This is a genomic window from Bradyrhizobium sp. 6(2017), from assembly GCF_011058295.2.
GTDB lineage: Bacteria > Pseudomonadota > Alphaproteobacteria > Rhizobiales > Xanthobacteraceae > Bradyrhizobium > Bradyrhizobium septentrionale.
In genome coordinates this window covers 7,758,418-7,776,236 of sequence record NZ_CP049289.2, presented here as the reverse complement: position 1 = coordinate 7,776,236, position 17,819 = coordinate 7,758,418, and the positions used below count along the sequence as shown (strand labels likewise).

Annotated in this window: 17 protein-coding genes; 5 read left to right on the top strand and 12 right to left on the bottom strand. The window is 64.5% G+C overall.

Annotated elements, in window-relative coordinates:
* Nucleotides 1-62: 62 nt before the first annotated feature.
* The 4 genes from mdlC to G6P99_RS36985 all read right to left on the bottom strand — a co-directional run bounded on the left by mdlC (nt 63) and on the right by G6P99_RS36985 (nt 3,867).
* Nucleotides 63-1,691, bottom strand: coding sequence for a benzoylformate decarboxylase (mdlC, locus tag G6P99_RS37000; protein WP_029080311.1), 1,629 nt, complete (start codon nt 1,689-1,691; stop codon nt 63-65).
* Between the two features lie 144 nt (nt 1,692-1,835).
* Nucleotides 1,836-2,723, bottom strand: coding sequence for a BJP family subclass B3 metallo-beta-lactamase (gene blaBJP / locus G6P99_RS36995; protein WP_029080310.1), 888 nt, complete (start codon nt 2,721-2,723; stop codon nt 1,836-1,838).
* Nucleotides 2,724-2,863: 140 nt separating this feature from the next.
* Nucleotides 2,864-3,247 carry a tautomerase family protein gene (locus G6P99_RS36990; protein ID WP_029080309.1) on the bottom strand — a complete coding sequence of 128 codons (384 nt, stop codon included), beginning with the start codon at nt 3,245-3,247 and terminating at the stop codon, nt 2,864-2,866.
* Nucleotides 3,248-3,360: 113 nt separating this feature from the next.
* Nucleotides 3,361-3,867, bottom strand: a complete 507-nt coding sequence (locus G6P99_RS36985) for a winged helix-turn-helix transcriptional regulator (RefSeq protein WP_029080308.1) — start codon at nt 3,865-3,867, stop codon at nt 3,361-3,363.
* Nucleotides 3,868-3,981: 114 nt separating this feature from the next.
* On the opposite strand from G6P99_RS36985, the gene G6P99_RS36980 reads away from it, so the two are divergent.
* Complete coding sequence (locus tag G6P99_RS36980; RefSeq protein ID WP_035976677.1) at nt 3,982-4,587, top strand: VOC family protein; 606 nt, start codon at nt 3,982-3,984, stop codon at nt 4,585-4,587.
* A gap of 22 nt (nt 4,588-4,609) precedes the next feature.
* Nucleotides 4,610-4,903 carry a putative quinol monooxygenase gene (locus G6P99_RS36975; RefSeq protein ID WP_029080429.1) on the top strand — a complete coding sequence of 98 codons (294 nt, stop codon included), beginning with the start codon at nt 4,610-4,612 and terminating at the stop codon, nt 4,901-4,903.
* Between the two features lie 5 nt (nt 4,904-4,908).
* On the opposite strand, the gene G6P99_RS36970 is transcribed toward G6P99_RS36975, so the two are convergent.
* From G6P99_RS36970 to G6P99_RS36950, 5 genes are all read right to left on the bottom strand, one after another.
* A complete protein-coding gene (locus G6P99_RS36970) occupies nt 4,909-5,865 on the bottom strand; it encodes an MBL fold metallo-hydrolase (RefSeq protein WP_245284630.1) in 957 nt (318 codons plus the stop codon).
* A gap of 138 nt (nt 5,866-6,003) precedes the next feature.
* A complete protein-coding gene (hisC, locus tag G6P99_RS36965; RefSeq protein ID WP_029080306.1) occupies nt 6,004-7,056 on the bottom strand; it encodes a histidinol-phosphate transaminase in 1,053 nt (350 codons plus the stop codon).
* Between the two features lie 105 nt (nt 7,057-7,161).
* A complete protein-coding gene (locus tag G6P99_RS36960; protein ID WP_029080305.1) occupies nt 7,162-8,010 on the bottom strand; it encodes an FAS1-like dehydratase domain-containing protein in 849 nt (282 codons plus the stop codon).
* A gap of 26 nt (nt 8,011-8,036) precedes the next feature.
* Complete coding sequence (locus G6P99_RS36955; RefSeq protein WP_029080304.1) at nt 8,037-9,137, bottom strand: CaiB/BaiF CoA transferase family protein; 1,101 nt, start codon at nt 9,135-9,137, stop codon at nt 8,037-8,039.
* Nucleotides 9,138-9,147: 10 nt separating this feature from the next.
* Complete coding sequence (locus tag G6P99_RS36950) at nt 9,148-10,317, bottom strand: acyl-CoA dehydrogenase family protein (RefSeq protein WP_029080303.1); 1,170 nt, start codon at nt 10,315-10,317, stop codon at nt 9,148-9,150.
* Nucleotides 10,318-10,439: 122 nt separating this feature from the next.
* Between G6P99_RS36950 and G6P99_RS36945 the strand changes: the two genes are divergently transcribed.
* Complete coding sequence (locus G6P99_RS36945; protein WP_029080302.1) at nt 10,440-11,363, top strand: LysR family transcriptional regulator; 924 nt, start codon at nt 10,440-10,442, stop codon at nt 11,361-11,363.
* A gap of 14 nt (nt 11,364-11,377) precedes the next feature.
* Here G6P99_RS36945 and G6P99_RS36940 read toward each other — a convergent pair whose 3' ends face one another.
* Both G6P99_RS36940 and G6P99_RS36935 read right to left on the bottom strand, forming a co-directional pair.
* On the bottom strand, nt 11,378-11,971 hold the full coding sequence (locus G6P99_RS36940) for a thiamine pyrophosphate-dependent enzyme (protein ID WP_029080301.1): 594 nt from the start codon (nt 11,969-11,971) through the stop codon (nt 11,378-11,380).
* Nucleotides 11,971-12,531 carry a thiamine pyrophosphate-binding protein gene (locus tag G6P99_RS36935; protein ID WP_156928524.1) on the bottom strand — a complete coding sequence of 187 codons (561 nt, stop codon included), beginning with the start codon at nt 12,529-12,531 and terminating at the stop codon, nt 11,971-11,973. The genes G6P99_RS36940 and G6P99_RS36935 overlap by 1 nt, the downstream gene beginning before the upstream one ends.
* Nucleotides 12,532-12,883: 352 nt before the next feature.
* On the opposite strand from G6P99_RS36935, the gene G6P99_RS36930 reads away from it, so the two are divergent.
* Nucleotides 12,884-14,602, top strand: a complete 1,719-nt coding sequence (locus tag G6P99_RS36930; protein ID WP_165125665.1) for an adenylate/guanylate cyclase domain-containing protein — start codon at nt 12,884-12,886, stop codon at nt 14,600-14,602.
* A gap of 166 nt (nt 14,603-14,768) precedes the next feature.
* On the top strand, nt 14,769-15,722 hold the full coding sequence (locus G6P99_RS36925) for an ABC transporter substrate-binding protein (RefSeq protein ID WP_165129134.1): 954 nt from the start codon (nt 14,769-14,771) through the stop codon (nt 15,720-15,722).
* Nucleotides 15,723-15,795: 73 nt separating this feature from the next.
* On the opposite strand, the gene G6P99_RS36920 is transcribed toward G6P99_RS36925, so the two are convergent.
* A complete protein-coding gene (locus G6P99_RS36920; protein ID WP_245284629.1) occupies nt 15,796-17,625 on the bottom strand; it encodes a class I SAM-dependent methyltransferase in 1,830 nt (609 codons plus the stop codon).
* Nucleotides 17,626-17,819 lie beyond the last annotated feature (194 nt).

Sequence of the window (17,819 nt, the reverse complement as noted above, 5' to 3'; positions counted from 1 at the left end):
ATTCGTATCCGCGGCCAGAACGATGGGTTTCGCTTCGCTCTACGCATCCTACGGATCGCCGCTCAGCTCTTCTGCGTGTAGAGCAGCGGCACCGCGGAATCCACCATCACCTCGATCAGGCTGGTGCCCTGATGCGACAGGCCACGCTTGTAGGCGCTCGCGAGCTCGGCCGATTTCGTCACCCGCATTGCATCGCAGCCCATGCCTTCGGCGAGCTTGACGAAATCGATGCCGGGCAAATCGAGGCCTGGCACGTTGCGCACCTGCATCACCTGGCTGAATGAGCGCATCGCGCCGTAGCCGGAATTGTTCAGCACCACGACCGTCAGCGGCAGCGTGCGCTGCGCGGCGGTCCACAGCGCCTGGATCGAATACATCGCCGAGCCGTCGCCGATCAGGCAGACCGTGCGGCCCTCGTGGCGCCCGAGCGCCATGCCGACCGCGGCGGGCAGGCTGTAGCCGAGGCCGCCGCTCGCCATGGTGTAAAAGCTGTCCTGGCCGCGCATCGGCATCGCCTTCTGCATCAGCGGGCGGTGCGACGGCACTTCCTCGACCAGCGCATCGTGCGGCCCCATCGCGGCCGCGAGCACGTGCAGCGCGTATTCGGCGGGAATCGGATCGCCGGCCGCGGGCGCCGGCGGCAGGACGCGTCCCGCGGCTGCGGTGCGCCTGGTCTCGGGCAATAGCTCGAGCAGCGCCGACAGCGCCGGCTTCATGGTCGCGACGATGCTACGGCCGGTGGGTGTCATCGCCGCAGCGTCCGGATCGTCGGTGATCTGGAAGATCGTGGTCGCGCCGTCGAAGATCGCGGCATGGCCTTCGACATGGAAGGTGAACACCGGCGCGCCGACCACGACGACGAGATCGTGATCGCGCAGCGCGTCGGACAGCTGGTCGGGTGCGGCATGCAGGAAGCCGGCAAATTGCGGATGCCGCTCGGGGAACGAGCAGCGCGCCGAGAACGGGCTGGCCCAGACCGCGGCCTTGGTCTTCTCGGCGACCTTCACCATGAGGTCGACGGCTTGCGCGCGATCGACGGCGGGGCCGACAACGAGGGCAGGGCGCTTGGCCTCGCCGAGCGCGGTCACCAGCGCTTGCATCGCTGACAGTTCAGGGCCGACCTCGCGGCTGACCTGGCGCGCATCGATAGGCTGCGTCGCATGCGCCCAATCGTCGATCGGCACCGAGACGAAGGTCGGCCCGCAGGGTGGCTGCATCGCGACATAATAGGCGCGCGCGATCGCGGCGGGCACGTCCTCGGCGCGCGCCGGCTCGACGGCGAATTTCACATAGGGACGCGGAAATTCGGACGCGCGCTCGGCATAGAGGAAGGCCTGCAGCGGCATGATCGAGCGCGCCTGCTGGCCCGCGGTGATGACGAGCGGGGTCTGGTTGCGATAGGCGTTGTAGATGTTGCCGAGCGCGTTGCCGACGCCGGCCGCCGAGTGCAGATTGACGAAACCGGCATTGCGCGTCGCCAGCGCATAGCCGTCGGCCATACCGACGACCGAAGCCTCCTGCAAACCGAGCACGTAATCGATGTCATCGGGCCAGTCGCTCAGGAACGGCAATTCGGTCGAGCCGGGATTGCCGAACACCTTTTTGATGCCCCACGCGCGCAGCAGGCCGAAGGTGGCGTCCTTGACGGTGACGGTCTTGCCCTTGCCGGCGGCGGGCTTGCGGGACGACATCGGGCGGCTCCCATTGCTGTCTTGTTGTGTTCCGTCATTGCGTGCTGCAAAAGCGGAAAGGCAATCCACCTGTCGATGGATTGCCTGGCGATGTCAAGCCGCTGCAACCTTAGTTGCCGCGGCAACGGCCGAAAAACAGCGTGATCAATTGGCCTTCTGCAACGCGGCGGTCTGCTTGGCGATCTGCTTGTCGAAATCCTGCTCGAGGCCCGCCACATAGCTGGCGTTTTCGCCGGGCTTGACGAACGGGTTGGGTGCGCCGTCCTTCATCTGCGCGCGCTTGGCCTGCATGTCATAAACCTCCGGATGCGGCCCGAGCAGCACGTCGACCTTCATTCCCTTGACCTTGGCGAAGGTCGAGCGGTAGTCGTCGACGATGCCGGTATAGGTCGGGCGGCCGACCAGCCGGTTCAGCGCCACCGTCCCGCTGCAGAAGAACAGCACGGTGCGTTCCTGGTTGCCGTCCTTCACCGTCATCTCCCAGCTGGTGCAGCCGGGCGAATGGCCGGGCGTGGTGTGCGCGGTCAGCGTCACGTCGCCGAGCGTCACCTTGTCGCCTTCCTTGACGGTGCGATCGACCTTGACCGGCGGAAAGCCGAGATCGGTGTTCTTCTCGTCGCCCGGATAGTAGCCGCCTTCAAGCAGCGGCTTGTCGCGTTCGCCGGCGATCAGCTGCGCGCCGGTCTCCTGCTTGATCTCGGCAAAGCCGCCGGTGTGATCGAGATGGGCGTGGGTGTTGAGGATTTCCTTGATGTCGGCGACCTTGAAGCCGAGCTTGGCGATGTTGTCCTTGATCATGCCGGTCGACTGCTGCATCGCCGTATCCATCAGGATCAGCCCTTGCGGCGTCTTGATGATGTAGACCGCGATGCCGTCAGTGCCGACATAATAGATGTTGCCGATCAGCTGAAACGGTTCGAACGGCGCGGTCCATTTCTTCATGACTGTCGCCATGAAATCCTTGAGCGTCTGTGCCTGCGCACCGGTTGCGATCAGCGTAAGCGCACACAGCGCGGCTGCGATCGTCCTCATGGTTGCCTCCCTGTTTGTTGTTGTTCGTGCAGGCGCACTATGCGGGCTGGCAATGCCGATCGCAAGCGGCGGACGGCCGGCATTTTGCCGAGCCGCCATGCAGACAGCGAACCGTCCGCCGCGTCCCTGTTCCCCGGGGGTCAGCTTGCGTATTGGGCGATGCCGTTGCCGAACGACCAGTTTTCCTTGGCGACCTCGACCAGGCTGATGAAGATATCGTCCGGGCGGCCCTGCAACTGGCTCTGGAAATCGTCCACGATCCGCTTGTAGAACGCCTTCTTCATTTCGACCGTACGCCCGGCATTCAACGTGATCTGGATGAAGATAAGATCGTCGCTGTAGGTGTTGCCGAGATAGCTTTCGGTGTAGTTCAGGTCGCCGCGATCATGCTCGGTGATGATCTGAAACTTGTCATTCTGCGGCACGTTGATCACATCGAGCATCGCCTTGTAGACGATCTCGCCCAGGGTCTTGCGGTATTCGGCGGACTTGCCGCGCTTCAGGTCGATGCGAACGAATGGCATGGTGGTCTCCGTTTGTTGTGCAGGGCTCGGCCGGGTCGGCCCCGTGTGATCGAGACGCTGCGACGGTGCGAAGACTTTCGCGTCGTCCGCTTGCGCCGGCGGCGTCGGGGAATTCAGCGGGTCGCCTTGAAGGCCTCCCAGCGCGCGTCACGCTCTCTCTGGTATTTTGGCATTCGCTCGGCGGCCATGTCGGCCCAATGCAGCGGCTCGCCACAGGCCTGGCAGACCGGACCGAGTCCGGCCGGCTTGCCGCAGGTGAGGTGGGTGTAGTTCATGGAAAGACCGTCCCTGGGCGACTTGCACCAGGTCTCGCCCCAGGCACGCAGCGCGAACATCACGGGGAAGAACGCCGCGCCCTTCTCCGTCAAATGATACTCGTGGCGCAGCGGATGCTTGTTGTAGATGCGGCGCGTCACCAGTCCGTTGGCCTCCAGCTTCTTCAGCCGTGCCGCGATCATCTGGGGTGTCGCGCCGGTGTAGGCCTGAACCTCCTCGAAGCGGTGGTTGCGCGCGAACAGCTCGCGCAGCACCAGCACGGTCCAGCGATCGCCCACGACGGTCTCCGCGCGTGCCACCGGACAGAGCGTTCGGTCAGCAGGGTTGCCCTTTGGCTTTGCCATCACGTTTTCTTCATTCAGCATTGTTACTATGATTTTCATAGTGATATGCGCTATCGTGGATCCGGGTGCAACGGGCATCTTCCGCCCGGTCCCTCACATTTCAAGGAGCGGGCCATGGGTACCGAAAGCATGGGTTCGAAGCCGGGCGTCGACATGAAGCTCGAAGTCGTCGTGATCCCGGTGTCTGATGTCGATCGCGCCAAGCGCTTCTATGAGAACCTGGGCTGGCGGCTCGACGCCGATTTCGTCAGGGCGGACGGCTCCCGCGCGCTTCAATTGACGCCGCCGGGCTCGCCGACCTCTGTTCATCTCGACAAGGGATCCGCGCTGCCGCGCTTCCTGATCGTGAACGACATCGCGGCGGCGCGCGCCGAGTTGATCGCGCGCGGCGTCGATGTCAGCGAGGTGTTCCACCGCGGGCCGCAAGGCCGCATCAAGGGACCGGATCCGGAGCGGCCGAGCTACGGCTCGCTTGCCACGTTCAGCGATCCCGACGGCAATGTCTGGCTGCTGCAGCAGGTCACGCAGCGCCTGCCCGGACGTGTCGATGGAAACAGCACGACCTTCACTTCGACGACCGATCTCGCCGCCGCACTGCGCCGCGCAGCCACCGCCCATGGCGAGCACGAAAAGCGGACCGGTGGACACGATGCGAACTGGCCGGACTGGTACGCCGACTACATCGTCCGCGAGCAGGCCGGCAAGCCGCTGCCGGAATGATCAACCAAACAGGAGAATCGTCATGACCAAGCTTGCACTCATTGCCACCGTCGAGGTCGCGCCAGAGAAGCGGGATCAGGTGCTGTCGCTGCTATCGGCGCACGGCGCCCGGTCGCTGAAGGACGAGCCGGGTACGCTGCATTTCGAGATCCTGGTGCCGCGCGAGGATGCCTCGAAACTGCTGATCTATGAGGTCTATCAGGATGACGCCGCTTTCGAGGCGCATCGCAGCGCGCAATCGATCAAGCAGTTTCGCGAAGAGACCGCAGGGTTCGGCATCAAGATTACCGCGACGCGGTGCACGCCCGCCGGGTAGTCGCCTCACGGCTCACTGAGTCTGGTCTCGCGTTTCCATGGCGGTAAGCCGCGGCTCCGCGCATCGCGGTCTCCCCCATGCCCGATGTCGAACACCGGCGCGTAGCGGTTGCCGTCTCGACGGATATGGGCGCAGCGCGAGCCACGGAAGTGGGCGGGTATGACGAGCCGGTCGCTGTCTGCGGCCTCTGCCAGGATTTTCGTGCGCGTCTCGCCCGCCAGCTGCGGGTCGGCACAGGATGACGTCGAGAGATCGGGCTGGAAGACCTGCACCGGATTGTGCACGGCATCCCCGCAGAAGATCGCACGATGTTGTGGGTAGTCGACGAGCAGACCCATCTGCCCGCTGGTGTGGCCCGGCAGGGGCACGAGCCGCAGACCGGGACCGAGCTCATGGCCGTCGTCGACCAGATCGACACGGCCTGCCTCGACGATCGGAATGACGCTCTGTTCCAGGGCGCGGGCGTGGATCGGCGCGGCCCGGCCGGTATCGTGTTGCGTCATCCAGTCGGCAAGCTCGCGGCGGCCGAACAGATAGCGCGCGTTGGGAAAGGTCGGCTGCCAGCGGCCATTGTCCTGGCGCGTATTCCAGCCGACGTGATCGACATGCAGATGGGTGCAGAACACCAGATCGATGTCGGCCGGATCGATACCGCTCCCGCGCAACCGATCAAGGAAGCCGCTGCCGCTCCGCCGGTGCCAGGCTGGGATCTCGGGGATGTCCTTGTGTTCGCCGATGCAGGAGTCGATCAGCAGGGTGCGTCCGCCCGTTCGCACCACGAAGCTCTGGATCGCGTGTTTCGCCTGGTCCCGGGCGAGATCGATAAACACCGGCTCCAGGATATCGCGATGCGCTTCGATCAGGCTTCGATCATACCCGGGCAGAAACTCGGACAGCGGAAGCGCAAAATCATCGTCATCGACGATGACGTCGACGGTCGCGTCGCCGATCGCAAAACGCATGACAGCTCCTTCCCGGAGAACCGTGCCATCTCGCCACGGGGCGCATCGTCGTTCAGTTGCTTTGCCGCGCCGCCGGCTCGAAGCTCACTATGCGGGTTGCCGCTATCGATCGCAAGTTGCGTGGCTCGCGGAAGGTGATCAGACCATGCCGCGCAGCAGGTCGATCAGGCGGCCGCACTCATCGTCCGTTCCGACCGTGATGCGCAAAAAGTCCTCGATCCGCGGCTTCTGGAAATGCCGGACCAGGACGCCGCGCTCGCGCAGCCGGGCGGCGAGATCCGCGCCACGGTGGCCGGGGTGGCGGGCGAACACGAAATTCGCCAGCGAGGGCAGCACCTCGAAGCCAAGCTCAGTGAGGCCGCGGACCAGCGCCTCGCGGCTCCGGATGATGCGTTGCCGCGTCTCCTCGAACCAGGCCTCGTCCTCGATCGAGGCGACGGCACCCGCGATCGCAAAGCAATCCAGCGGATAGGAGTTGAAGCTGTCCTTTACCCGCTCCAGCGCCTCGATCAGCGGGCGTTGGCCGATCGCGAAGCCGACCCGAAGGCCCGCCAGCGCGCGCGACTTCGACAGCGTCTGCACCACCAGCAGATTGTCGTGCCGCGCGACCAGCGGCACGGCGCTCTCGGCGCCGAAGTCGACATAGGCCTCGTCGACCACCACCAGCCGGTCGGGATGCTCGGTGACAAGCGCCTCGATTGCCGCACGTGGCAGCGCGATGCCGGTCGGCGCGTTCGGATTGCACAGCAGGATGGCGCTGCCTGGCCGCCGATAGTCGGACAAATTCACCCGCATCGCGGCATCGAGCGGCACCACCTCGTAGCTGACGCCATAGAGGCGGCAATAGACCGGGTAGAAGCTGTAGGTGATGTCGGGGAACAGCAGCGGCGCGTCGTGCTTCAGCAGCGCCGGAAAGGCGTGGGCCAGCACCTCGTCCGAGCCGTTGCCGACGAACACTTCATCTGGCGTGACGCCATAGCGCGCCGCGATCGCCTCCCGCAGGGCGGTTGCACGGGGATCCGGGTAGAGCCGCAGGCGATCGGTCGTCGCTGTGATCGCCGCCAGCGCGCGCGGCGACGGCGGGTAGGGATTCTCGTTGGTATTGAGCTTGACGAGGCCATCGATCTTCGGCTGCTCGCCGGGCACGTATGGCGACAGATTGTGGACGACCGAACTCCAGAAGCGACTCATGATCCCGTGATCCATGGCTGAATGCGATCACAGTAAAGGATGCGAGAGGCCAGCGAAAGACGGCCCTTCACTTCTCGTGGTCTTGATATGCGTCCGGCTCAGGCTCTACCAGGTCCCCGTGCCCTTCATGGTCGGCTGGCCCTCGGCATTCGCGGTCCACAGCTCCATGCCGCCGTCCTTGTCGTTGGCATTGATCGAGAACTCGCTGCCCTCGAACAGCGGCTGCACGCCGCGATAGGACAGCTTCTTTGGCGGCTTGCCGCCGCGCAGCTTGGCCGCGAGCTCGACGATGAATGAGGCCTGCAGCGGCCCGTGGAAGATCAGGCCAGGATAGCCCTCGACCTTGGTGACGTAGTCGCGGTCGTAATGGATACGGTGGCCGTTGAAGGTCAGCGCCGAATAACGAAACAGCAGCACCGGGTCGGAGACGTGGCTCTCGCGATGCTGCGCGACCGGAGGCGGCGGCGCCTTGGCGGGCGCTGCGGCCTGCGTCGTCATCTCGCGATAGACGATGTCCTGCCGCTCGCGGACCGCAAGCCCGCGCGACGTCGTCACCTCGTGATTGACCGAGACGAAGCACAGCGTGCCGGTCGAGCCCGATTTCACCGTGACGTCTGCAATGCGCGAGGTCCGCTTGGCGTCGTCGCCGATGCGCAAGCTATCGAAGAATTCGAGCTCGCCGCCGGCCCACATCCGGCGCGGCAGCGGCACCGGCGGCAGGAAACCGCCGCGGGTCGGATGGCCGTCCTGGCTCAATTGCGACATCGCAAACACCGGCTGCGCCAGGCACCAATGCGTGGTCCACGGCGCGGCATCGCCCGCCTTCGGCTCGCCGATCTCCTGGAACAGCGTCGCGCGCAGGCCCATCACGAGATATTTGGTGACGACGTCGGAGGCCTCCTGGGAGCGGCCGATCCACTGGCGGAGATGATCGAGGTCGAGTTTGTCGGTCATGAGATTTTGCCCGGGCAGGAGGGATTTCAGGATCGCTTGGTGCGCTCGCCGATCGCGGGCACCTTGCCGTAGTGCCTGTCCTCGCCAACGACGATCGCGGCCGGCGCCGGATAGCTGACCTTGCCGTTCGGCGTGTCGACCTCGATGCGGCGCAGATGCGGATGTTTTGCGAGATCGTCCATACTGTTGACCTCGGCAAAGGCGATGTCGGCCTCGGCGAGCTTGGCCAGCAATTCCTCGCGCGTGAGCTTGCCAAAGCTGTCGCTGACGATCTGGTCGGTCAGCGCGCGGTTGCGCACCCGCTCGACCATGTTGGCAAAGCGCGGATCGTCAGGCAGGGCAGGCTGTCCCAGCACCTTGGCGCACAGCGTCTTCCACTCGCGCTCGCTCTGGATCGAGATCAGGATTTCCTTGCCGTCCTTCGAGCGGAACACGCCATAGGGCGCGATCGAGGGATGGGCGAGGCCGATCCGCTTCGGCGACTTGCCGTCTTCGGCATTGAGTAGCGGCACGGTGAGCCAGTCGGCCATCACGTCGAACATCGAGATCCGTATGTCGGCTCCCTCTCCGGTGCGGCCGCGCCCGATCAGCGCCTCGAGGATCGAGGCATGCGCGGTAGCGCCGGTCGCGACATCGACGATCGACATGCCGACGCGCGAGGCGCCCTCGGGGCCGCCGGTGATCGAGGCGAGGCCGCTCTCGGCCTGGATCAACAGGTCATAGGCCTTGCGGTCGGCGTAGGGGCCGGTGTCGCCATAGCCCGTGATCGTGCACATGATCAGCTTCGGATAGTCCTTGCGCAGCCGCTCGCGCGAAAAGCCGAGCTTGTCCATTGAGCCCGGCTTCAGGTTTTGCAGCAGCACGTCGGCGCCTGCGATCAGCTCCTCCAGCGTGGCGCGGCCCTCCTTGGTGGCGAGATCAACGACGGCGGAATCCTTGCCGCGGTTGAGCCACACGAAATAGCTGCTCTGGCCCTTCGCCGCGGCATCATAGCCGCGGGCGAAATCGCCCTCGGGCCGCTCGATCTTGATTACATGGGCGCCGGCGTCCGCCAGGCGTGACGAGCAGAACGGCGCGGCAACCGCCTGTTCGACGGCGATGACGGTCAATCCCTCAAGCGGCAGCATGATCGAGAACTCAGTAGGAGCGGGGCATGCCGAGCACATGCTCGGCGACGAAGGACAGGATCAGGTTGGTCGAGATCGGCGCCACCTGGTAGAGCCGGGTCTCGCGGAATTTACGCTCGACGTCGTATTCCTCGGCGAAGCCGAAGCCGCCATGGGTCTGCACGCAGGCATTGGCCGCTTCCCAGGAGGCATCCGCGGCCAGCATCTTGGCCATGTTGGCCTCGGCGCCGCAATCGAGCCCGGCCTCATATTTGCGGGTGGCTTCCTTCACCATCAGCTCGGCCGCGCGCATCGAGGCGTAGGCTTTTGCAATTGGAAACTGGATCCCTTGATTCTGGCCGATCGGCCGGCCGAATACGCTGCGCTCCTTGGCGTAGTTGGTCGCCTTCTGGATGAACCATTTGGCGTCGCCGACGCATTCGGCCGCGATCAGGATGCGCTCGGCATTCATGCCGGAGAGGATGTACCGAAAGCCCTTGCCTTCCTCGCCGATCAGATTCTCCGCCGGCACCTTCATGTCGGTGAAGAACACTTCGGTGGTGGCGTGGTTCATCATGGTGCGGATGGGGCGGATTTCGAGGCCCTTGCCCTTGACCTCGCGCATGTCGACGATGAACACCGAAAGCCCGTCGGTGCGCTTCCTCGACTGCTCCTTCGGCGTGGTGCGCGCCAGTAGCACCATCAGGTCGGAATATTCGGCGCGGCTGGTCCAGATCTTCTGGCCGTTGACGACGTAATGGTCGCCCTCGCGGCGCGCGAAGGTTTTCAGCGACGAGGTATCGGTGCCGCTGGTCGGCTCGGTGACGCCGAACGCCTGCAGCCGCAACGCGCCGGTCGCGACCTTCGGCAGATACTTGGCCTTCTGCGCGTCGTTGCCGTGCCGCAGCACGGTGCCCATCGTGTACATCTGGGCGTGGCAGCCGCCGCCATTGCAGCCGGCGCGCTGGATCTCTTCCAGGATCGCGGCTGCCGCCGACAATTTCAGGCCCGCGCCGCCATATTCCTCGGGGATCAAGACCGAGAGATAGCCGGCCTCCGTCAGCGCATCGACGAATTCCTTCGGATAGGCCATCTGGCGATCGAGCTTGCGCCAGTATTCGCCGGGAAACTGCGCGCAGAGTTTTGCCACCGCGTCGCGGATGTCTGTGTGGTCGTCGCTGTGCTGATCGTGTGTGGTCATTGTTTCATCTTGCCGAGAGGTTGTGCCTGAAGCAGGCCAATTGCCCGCTGTTGTGGGGCCCCGGTAAACTCCCTATGCTGTTTTGTTATAGCGTATGAACCTGCCTTCCAGGATTGGCAAGTATGGATTTCCGCCAGCTTAGGACCTTTGCGTGTGTCGCGGAACTCGGGAGTCTGAGCAAGGCGTCCGATACGCTGCGGGTCGCGCAGCCGGCGCTGAGCCGGCAGATCAAGCTCCTGGAGCACGAGCTGCGCACCGAATTGTTCACGCGCAACGGTCGCGGCATGGTGCTGACCGATGCCGGCCGGCTGCTGCTGGCGCGCACCGGCGGTATCGTGCGGCAGATCGACCAGATCCGGGACGACATCCAGTCCGCCGGCGGCGCGCCGTCCGGCCGCGTCGTGCTCGGGCTGGTGCCGACGGTGAGCTGCGTGTTGTCGGCGCGGCTGGCGCGGCGCACGGTGGAACGCTATCCCGGCATCTCGCTCTGCATCGTCGAAAGCTACAGCGGCCATCTGATCGAGTGGCTGCATCGCGGCGAGATGGACCTCGCGGTGATCTACGGGCCGTCGGTCGATCTGCATCTGGCGGTGCAAAGCCTCGGCCGCGATAGCATCGTCGCGGTCGGCCCGCGCGGCAGCGGGCTGAAGCAGAAGAAGCAGGTCGAGTTCGGCTGGCTGATGCGCCAGCGCCTGGTGCTGCCCAGTCACTCGCACGGGCTCCGCGCGCTGCTCGAACATGCCGCGGCCAAAAAGAAGATCGATCTCGACGTCAAGCTCGAGGCGGATTCGTTCCGCGTGCTGACCAGCCTGGTCGAGGAGGGCCTCGGATATACCTTGCTGCCGCCGTCCTCGGTGCGCGCCGAGGTGGCGGAGGGCCGGCTCGAGACCGCCTCCATCGCGCGGCCGGCGCCGCGGCGCGAGCTGACGCTGGCCTCGCCGGTCGAGCATCCCGGCTCCAATGCGATGACGCTGATCGCAAAGCTGTTGCGCGACGAGGTCGCCGCGCTGCGCGCCGAGGGGCTCTGGGATATCCAGCTCGCCTGAGCGCGGCTTGCGCATCACTTCACCGCGAAGCCGAGATGGCTGCGGAAGCGGTTCTTGAGATACGCGCCGTCGCGCGGCGGCAGCGCGCGCTCGACCTCGCCGGCGGCGATGCGGATGCGCGCCAGCCGTGGGCCGCCGCCGAGATCGCGCAGGCTCTTGCCGAAGCTTTCGACGCCGGCCATGTCGGCGATATCGGAAATGCTGGCAATGCCCGCGCCGCTCGCGATCACCTCGAGCCTGGCGCCGAGGCCGGAGTGGCTAAGCTGCATCCCGGTCTCGCCGAAATGGCCGTTGTCGAGCACCGCGATCGAGAGATTGCCGGGCTGCTTGGTGGCGATGGTCAAGAGGCTGCCGATCCCCATCAGCTGCTCACCATCGCCGGTGACGACAAGCACCGGGCGCTTCGGCTGCGCCAGCGCGAGGCCGAGCCCGACCATCGCGGCGCCGCCCATCGCGCCCCAGAGATAGAAATTGCCGGGATGCTCGCCGGCATCGAACACATCGTAGGACGAGGAGCCGAGCCCGGAGATCACGAGCAGGTCGTCGCGCTCAGTGAGCAGCGCCTTCACGGCGGCGCGGCGATCGAGAGTGCCTGTTGCGGCTGACATCAGTGCGTCTCCTTGGTCCACTTCTTGCGGCCGATCATCCGCTGCGAGATCAGCACCGCGACCTGCTGGTCGCCGTCATAGGCGAGCGAGGCGGCGGCCGAGACCACTTCCCCGGCATCGTCAGGGTTGTCCAGCCGCAGCACGGTGGTGCCCATGATCTCGAACGCCTTCGGCGTCGCCCGGCCCATCGGGATCTGCCAGGGATTGAACTCGGCCCATTCGCCGCGCATCGTCACCAGGGTCAGCAGCGGGAAGCGGCAGCTTGTCATCAGTGACAGCATGTTGACGCAATTGCCGACGCCGCTCGATTGCATCAGAAGTACCGCGCGATCGCCGCCGAGCCAGGCGCCGGCGGACAGCGCCACGCCCTCTTCCTCGGTTGTCAGCACGGTGGTCTTGATGTCGGCATCCGCATGCGACAGCTTGATCAGCTTGGAATGCCCCGCATCGGGGACATAGAACACCTGTGCCACGCCAAAATCCTTCAGCGTGCGGTAGATCGCAACCGGCCAGTCGGTGCTGGTCGCGTTGTCCTGGTGAACGGCAATCTGGTCCATCATGGCCTCGGCGGTAGCGTTTTCGAGCGAACCGGGTACCGGTTCGCGAAGAAAAACGCGTCAGTACAAGGGGCGCGCATGGGCGCGGCCTCCCGTCACAGGCTTTAGGCCAGATAGGGGCTATATTCTCTTCGCATCTGCTTTGCGCAGCTATGCCAGAATTGTATAGCCGCCAAGCGAGCGGGGAGGGCGGACGGAGCGTCTTTTGGCCGGATCGGCAGACAGCCTCATTGCAGCCAAAAAAGCGGCTCCCTATCTTCAGAATGCAAAATGGCGGCCGCCGCCGGGCATACTTTATTTCAAGGCTTCATTTTCGGCATATTGATAGACCCGTCGCATTTTCAGGTATCGGGGCATGATTGTCTTTCGCGGCCTCTTCCCAAAGTACTTTCTCGTGCTCTTCTTGGCCGTCGCGTTTCCGATTGCGATCAACGGCAGCATTGAAGCCTGGTTCGGTTACCGCGATCAGCGCGCAAGGCTGGACCAACTGCTTGGGGTTCAGGCGACGTCCGCTGCCGCCGAAATTCATAACTTCATTTCCGATATTTCAGTCCAGCTTGGCTGGCTGGTCCAGCTGCCATGGACCGACGAGGCGGATGAAGAGCGGCGGACCGATGCCTTGCGTCTGTTTCGTCAAGCGCCTGCCATTGTCAGCGTGACTCTCATCGACAACAAGGGGTTGGAGCGTCTCTATGTCTCGCGGGTCGGCCTCAATCGGATTGAAAGTCGTCTAGACCGGTCGACGGATCCTGCGGTGATCGGCGCCCACGCGAGGCAGGTTTGGTTCAGCGATGTCAGCTATCACAGGGGCTCGGAACCCTATTTGACGGTTGCTTTGGTGGGTAACCGAACCGCGGTCGGTGCAGCCATCGCCGAAGTCAATCTCAAGCTGATCTGGGACGTCGTTTCGGCGATCAAGGTGGGAGAGACCGGCCTCGCCTTTGTCCTGGACCGTCAGGGTCGCCTGATTGCCCATCCCGACATCAGCCTCGTCCTCCGTGGGATGGAAGAGAGAACCTCACAGCCATTTCGCACCATACGCGACGCGATCGGCCCGGGAGCAGGCTTTGCAACGAGCCGGGACGCACAGGGACGTCAGGTTGCTGCCAGCGCGGCTCCTGTGGCGGGGCCCGACTGGACCGTTGTGGTGGCACAGCCGCTCTCTGAAGCCTACGCGCCGATCTATGCCGCCCTGCGGCGGACCGCAGTGCTTCTCGCAGGCAGCACCCTGTTTGCAGGGCTGCTGGCCTATGCATTTGCGCACCGGATGACGGAGCCGATCAAGTTGCTCGAGGAGGGGACGGAACGGATCGGCGCCGGATCGTTCGATCACCGCATTTCCATCCAGACCGGGGACGAGTTTCAGCGTCTTGCAAACAGCTTCAACAGGATGGCCGCCGAACTGGCACTCGCGCAGCAGCATCAGGAGCGTATCGCGAAGCTCAAGCGGTTTCTCGCGCCTCAGGTCGCGGATCTCGTCGATCGGGCCGGCGACGACAGCGTGCTGGATGGCCGCCGTACCGACGTCGTCGTTGTGTTTTGCGATTTGCGGGGGTTCACCGCGTTTTCCGCCGGCGTCACCCCCGAGGCAGTCATGAGCGTGCTGTCCGAATATTATGAGGTGCTGGGCCGGGTCATCGCGCAGTTCGAAGCAACGCTCATCAGCTTCTCCGGAGACGGATTGATGGTGCTGGTGAACGCACCCGTTGCGGTCGAGCAGCCGGCGTTAAGAGCCGTCGACCTTGCGATCGAAATGCAGAAGCGCGTGCAAGGGCTGATCGCCGGCTGGCGATCGCGAGGCTACCATGTTGGTTTCGGCGTTGGGCTCGCCGGCGGACCGGCCACCGTCGGCAGCATCGGGTACGAGGACCGGCTCGACTACACGGCGATCGGCAGCGTGGTCAATCTGGCGGCCCGCCTGTGCGCTTCTGCCGCAGACCGGGAAATCCTGGTCGACGCCGAGATCGCCGCAAGCGTGCGGGGCAAGCGGGCTGTGCAGGAGATCGGGAATCGACAAATCAAGGGCTTCGATGAGGCCGTTCCGGTCTCTGAAATTTCCTTTGATGTGCCCTAGCTGGTGCCGGCTCGCGGGTGCTCGGCGCAATCCGTTGGCGACTGGCTGAGCCCCCTGAGATATGCTTCGGTCGACGGCGAGCAGCGAGTTCGTGAGCATGAGATGCGTTGACGCTGGAGCAGCAACGTTGCGCGGACGTGCCAGCCGGCGCGATGTCCTCTCGTTGATGGCCGCCGCCGCGACCTGGGCGACATCCGCGCATGCGCAGAAATCGTCCATGCCGGTCATCGGCTATCTTTGCCCGGAATCGCCTGATCTGTTTGGCAGTCGGCTGAAAGCATTTCACCAGGGACTTGCCGAAGTCGGCTTCGTGGAGGGCCGCAACGTTGCGATCGAATATCGATGGGCCAACGGGCAATATGCTCGCTTGCCCGCTCTGGCCGCCGAACTGGTCGCGCACAATGTGGATGTGCTGGTCGCACCCGGCGGCGCTCCGGTCGCGCTTGCCGCCAAAGCAACCGGCACCACCACGACCATCGTCTTCGAGATGGGCGGCGATCCGGTTCAGCTGGGCGTGGTGGACAGCCTGTCGCGGCCGGGAGGCAATATCACGGGAGTCTCGAGCCTGAGCGTCGACGTGTCGCCGAAGCGGCTTGAGTTGATGCGCGAGCTGCTGCCGGCGGCCACCACATTGGGGGTCGTCACCAACCCGACAAGTCCAACTGCCGGTTCACAAGTGCAGAGGCTGCGCTCCGCCGCCGAAACCCTGGGGGTTCAGCTGCAGATCTTGAGTGCAAGCAAGGAAGATGAATTTGAATCCCTGTTCTCTGCCGTGGCGAAGGAGCGGGCAAACGGACTCGTATTCACCTCCGATCCCTATTTCGCATTTCGAAGCCAGCGACTGGCCGATCTCGCGACGAAGTATGGCGTGCCCGCCATCACGCAGACCCGCGACTTCCCCATGGCTGGAGGGTTGATGAGCTATGGAGGTGATTTTGTGCAGTCGCATCGGCGCGCGGGCATCTATGCCGGCCGGGTTCTGAAGGGCGAAAAGCCTGCCGATCTTCCGGTGCAACTGGTGACCAAGGTCGAGTTCGTGATCAACCTGAAGACCGCCAAGCTGCTTGGCCGCGAGTTCTCTGCTTCAGTTGTCAGCGGCGCGGATGAGGTGATCGAGTAAGCCGCTGGCGCACGAACTGAGCGTGCGGCCGATCGGAGGTTTTGCCTACGCTTCATGCTGGCGCCCTGAAGCCTCAGTGCGCGTTCTTGCCCGCCGTGAACACATACATGTCCCAGAACGTCTCCGGATGCTCGATCTCGAAGCGGTGCCACTGATCGAGGCTCGCCTCATCGGCCGTGCCCGGAAACTGCTTGCGAAACTTTTCCATCACCGTCGGATCGTCAAACGGTTCGAAGCCCGTGAACGACAGGCCATGATCGTTCAGGAATGCCGCGATCCCGGGGATCGTCAGGCGATGCTCCATGACGTTGAACAGCAAATCGCGGCAGCCGCTCATGCTGTAGAAATCCTTCGCGCCGATCAGTGGCTTCCACAGTTCGGCTTCGCGGAAGATGTCCTGGCGGCACCTTCTGATGTCCTCGGCGGTGGCGCGATAGCCGCGCGCGGCGATGCGGGCGCGGGCCTCCACGATCACGCGGCGCGCCAGATCGCTGTAGAGCCCGATGCGCATCGTGCCGCCCGGCCGCAGCAGCGGGACCAGCACGCGCCAGCCGGCCATCGGCTCGGCAAGATGGTGCAGCACCCCGACCGACTCGATGCTGTCGAACGTGCGACCGATCGAGCCCAATTCCAGAATATCCGCCTGCGCATATTCGATGTTGCGCAGGCCAAGCTCCCGCGTCTTGCGGCGCGCATAGGCGAGGCTGGTCATGCTGATGTCGACCGCGAGCAGACGGGCGTTCGGATAGACCTGCGCGGTCTGGATCGCGTGCGAGCCGGTACCGCAGCCTGCGATCAGGATATCGAGCTTGGCTTGCCGTTCCGCCGCCAGGGCGATCTTTCCCCGCGCCTGATCGGCGACGAGGGCCGTCAGCGGGTTGACGGTCCAGCGCGGATAGGGATTTTCCTCGTACTGGCGCATCACCTCGACGGAGACGCTGTTCTCGATGGGAGTGAGCGCCGTGATGGCGTTACGCTCGGCCATTTCCTCAAGCGGTTCGCGCAACTGTACCTTCAGCAATCCGGTGACAGCCGCAGGCCAATCCCGGTGCAGCAGCGCGTCCGCCGTTGGCAGCGCATGCAGGGGGAAATAGGCCGCAACCACCGCCAGCGTGAGCGGCGTGATGGCGGCCCCGGACGCCAGGTCCTGCAGCAGCCGGTCGCGCAGGGCGCTCGCACCTTCGGCGTCCGCCTCAGTCCGTCCATAGACATATCCGTTGATAAAGCATTGCCCGGCGAGCGCGCACGCAAAGGCAACGATATCCTCGTCCTCCGAGCCTTGATTGCCGGCGAGCCGCAGCAACTCGGCGCGCGCATATCCCAGCAGCACCTCGATCGGCATGCTTGCCAGCGTCGTCGTCTCCATCGCACAGCGCAGGAAGAGGTCGCTCGCAAGTGGCGCGACGCCTTCGGTGCCGAACAATTCGAGGTTCGTTACCGGCAGCGGCCAGTTGACGTCAATCCGCCCGAGATGGCTGGTAATGACAGGGCTCTGGAGGATGAGGCCGGCGGCCTTCGCGTCCATGCCGAGTGCAAGCGCTTTGCTGAAATGCGTCGCCGCTTTGGCGCGATTGCCCAGTGACTGGTACGAATAGCCGGCGTTGTAATGGCAGGCGGCGTTCACCTCGTCCGCAGCGATCGCTTTCACGAACATCTTCACCGCGGCGCGGTGGTCGCCGGAGGCCTGCGCCATCAGGCCGAGAAGATTCAGGCTCTGCACATGGGCAGGCTCGCGGGCAAGGATTTGCCGGCAAATCTCCTGCGCCTCGTTGAGGCGGCCCATCCCGTAGAAGCGGCTTGCTTCGGCAGCGAGGTCAGCCGCGGAGCCGAAGCCAGGGGCGTTAGGCCGCTTTGCGGACTCGTCGCGTCGCTTGTTGGCCGCACGCCGTTCTTTTCGGTTCATCTTCCGTCAACTGGCCCAGACTGCAAACGCCGCCGATCGGCACCCGAAAGGGCCGCCTGGGGCGGCGCATCCATGCGCGGCAGACATAGGGCCGATCAGGCTTGCAGCCAAGGATGATTTGGAGTGTTTTTGAGCGAAGCGGGGACCGCATCGCGTTGAAGAGATCATGTCAAGACGAAAGTCTTAAGCTCCGT

Coding starts and splice junctions, on each gene's coding strand:
- hisC (WP_029080306.1), bottom strand. CDS start 7,056: ATGAGTCGCTTCTGGAGTTCGGTCGTCCACAATCTGTCGCCATACGTG.
- G6P99_RS36980 (WP_035976677.1), top strand. CDS start 3,982: ATGGGTACCGAAAGCATGGGTTCGAAGCCGGGCGTCGACATGAAGCTC.
- G6P99_RS36955 (WP_029080304.1), bottom strand. CDS start 9,137: ATGCTGCCGCTTGAGGGATTGACCGTCATCGCCGTCGAACAGGCGGTT.
- G6P99_RS36920 (WP_245284629.1), bottom strand. CDS start 17,625: ATGAACCGAAAAGAACGGCGTGCGGCCAACAAGCGACGCGACGAGTCC.
- G6P99_RS36930 (WP_165125665.1), top strand. CDS start 12,884: ATGATTGTCTTTCGCGGCCTCTTCCCAAAGTACTTTCTCGTGCTCTTC.
- G6P99_RS36940 (WP_029080301.1), bottom strand. CDS start 11,971: ATGTCAGCCGCAACAGGCACTCTCGATCGCCGCGCCGCCGTGAAGGCG.
- G6P99_RS36950 (WP_029080303.1), bottom strand. CDS start 10,317: ATGACCACACACGATCAGCACAGCGACGACCACACAGACATCCGCGAC.
- G6P99_RS36985 (WP_029080308.1), bottom strand. CDS start 3,867: ATGGCAAAGCCAAAGGGCAACCCTGCTGACCGAACGCTCTGTCCGGTG.
- blaBJP (WP_029080310.1), bottom strand. CDS start 2,723: ATGAGGACGATCGCAGCCGCGCTGTGTGCGCTTACGCTGATCGCAACC.
- mdlC (WP_029080311.1), bottom strand. CDS start 1,691: ATGTCGTCCCGCAAGCCCGCCGCCGGCAAGGGCAAGACCGTCACCGTC.
- G6P99_RS36945 (WP_029080302.1), top strand. CDS start 10,440: ATGGATTTCCGCCAGCTTAGGACCTTTGCGTGTGTCGCGGAACTCGGG.
- G6P99_RS36990 (WP_029080309.1), bottom strand. CDS start 3,247: ATGCCATTCGTTCGCATCGACCTGAAGCGCGGCAAGTCCGCCGAATAC.
- G6P99_RS36960 (WP_029080305.1), bottom strand. CDS start 8,010: ATGACCGACAAACTCGACCTCGATCATCTCCGCCAGTGGATCGGCCGC.
- G6P99_RS36925 (WP_165129134.1), top strand. CDS start 14,769: ATGGCCGCCGCCGCGACCTGGGCGACATCCGCGCATGCGCAGAAATCG.
- G6P99_RS36970 (WP_245284630.1), bottom strand. CDS start 5,865: ATGCGTTTTGCGATCGGCGACGCGACCGTCGACGTCATCGTCGATGAC.
- G6P99_RS36975 (WP_029080429.1), top strand. CDS start 4,610: ATGACCAAGCTTGCACTCATTGCCACCGTCGAGGTCGCGCCAGAGAAG.
- G6P99_RS36935 (WP_156928524.1), bottom strand. CDS start 12,531: ATGATGGACCAGATTGCCGTTCACCAGGACAACGCGACCAGCACCGAC.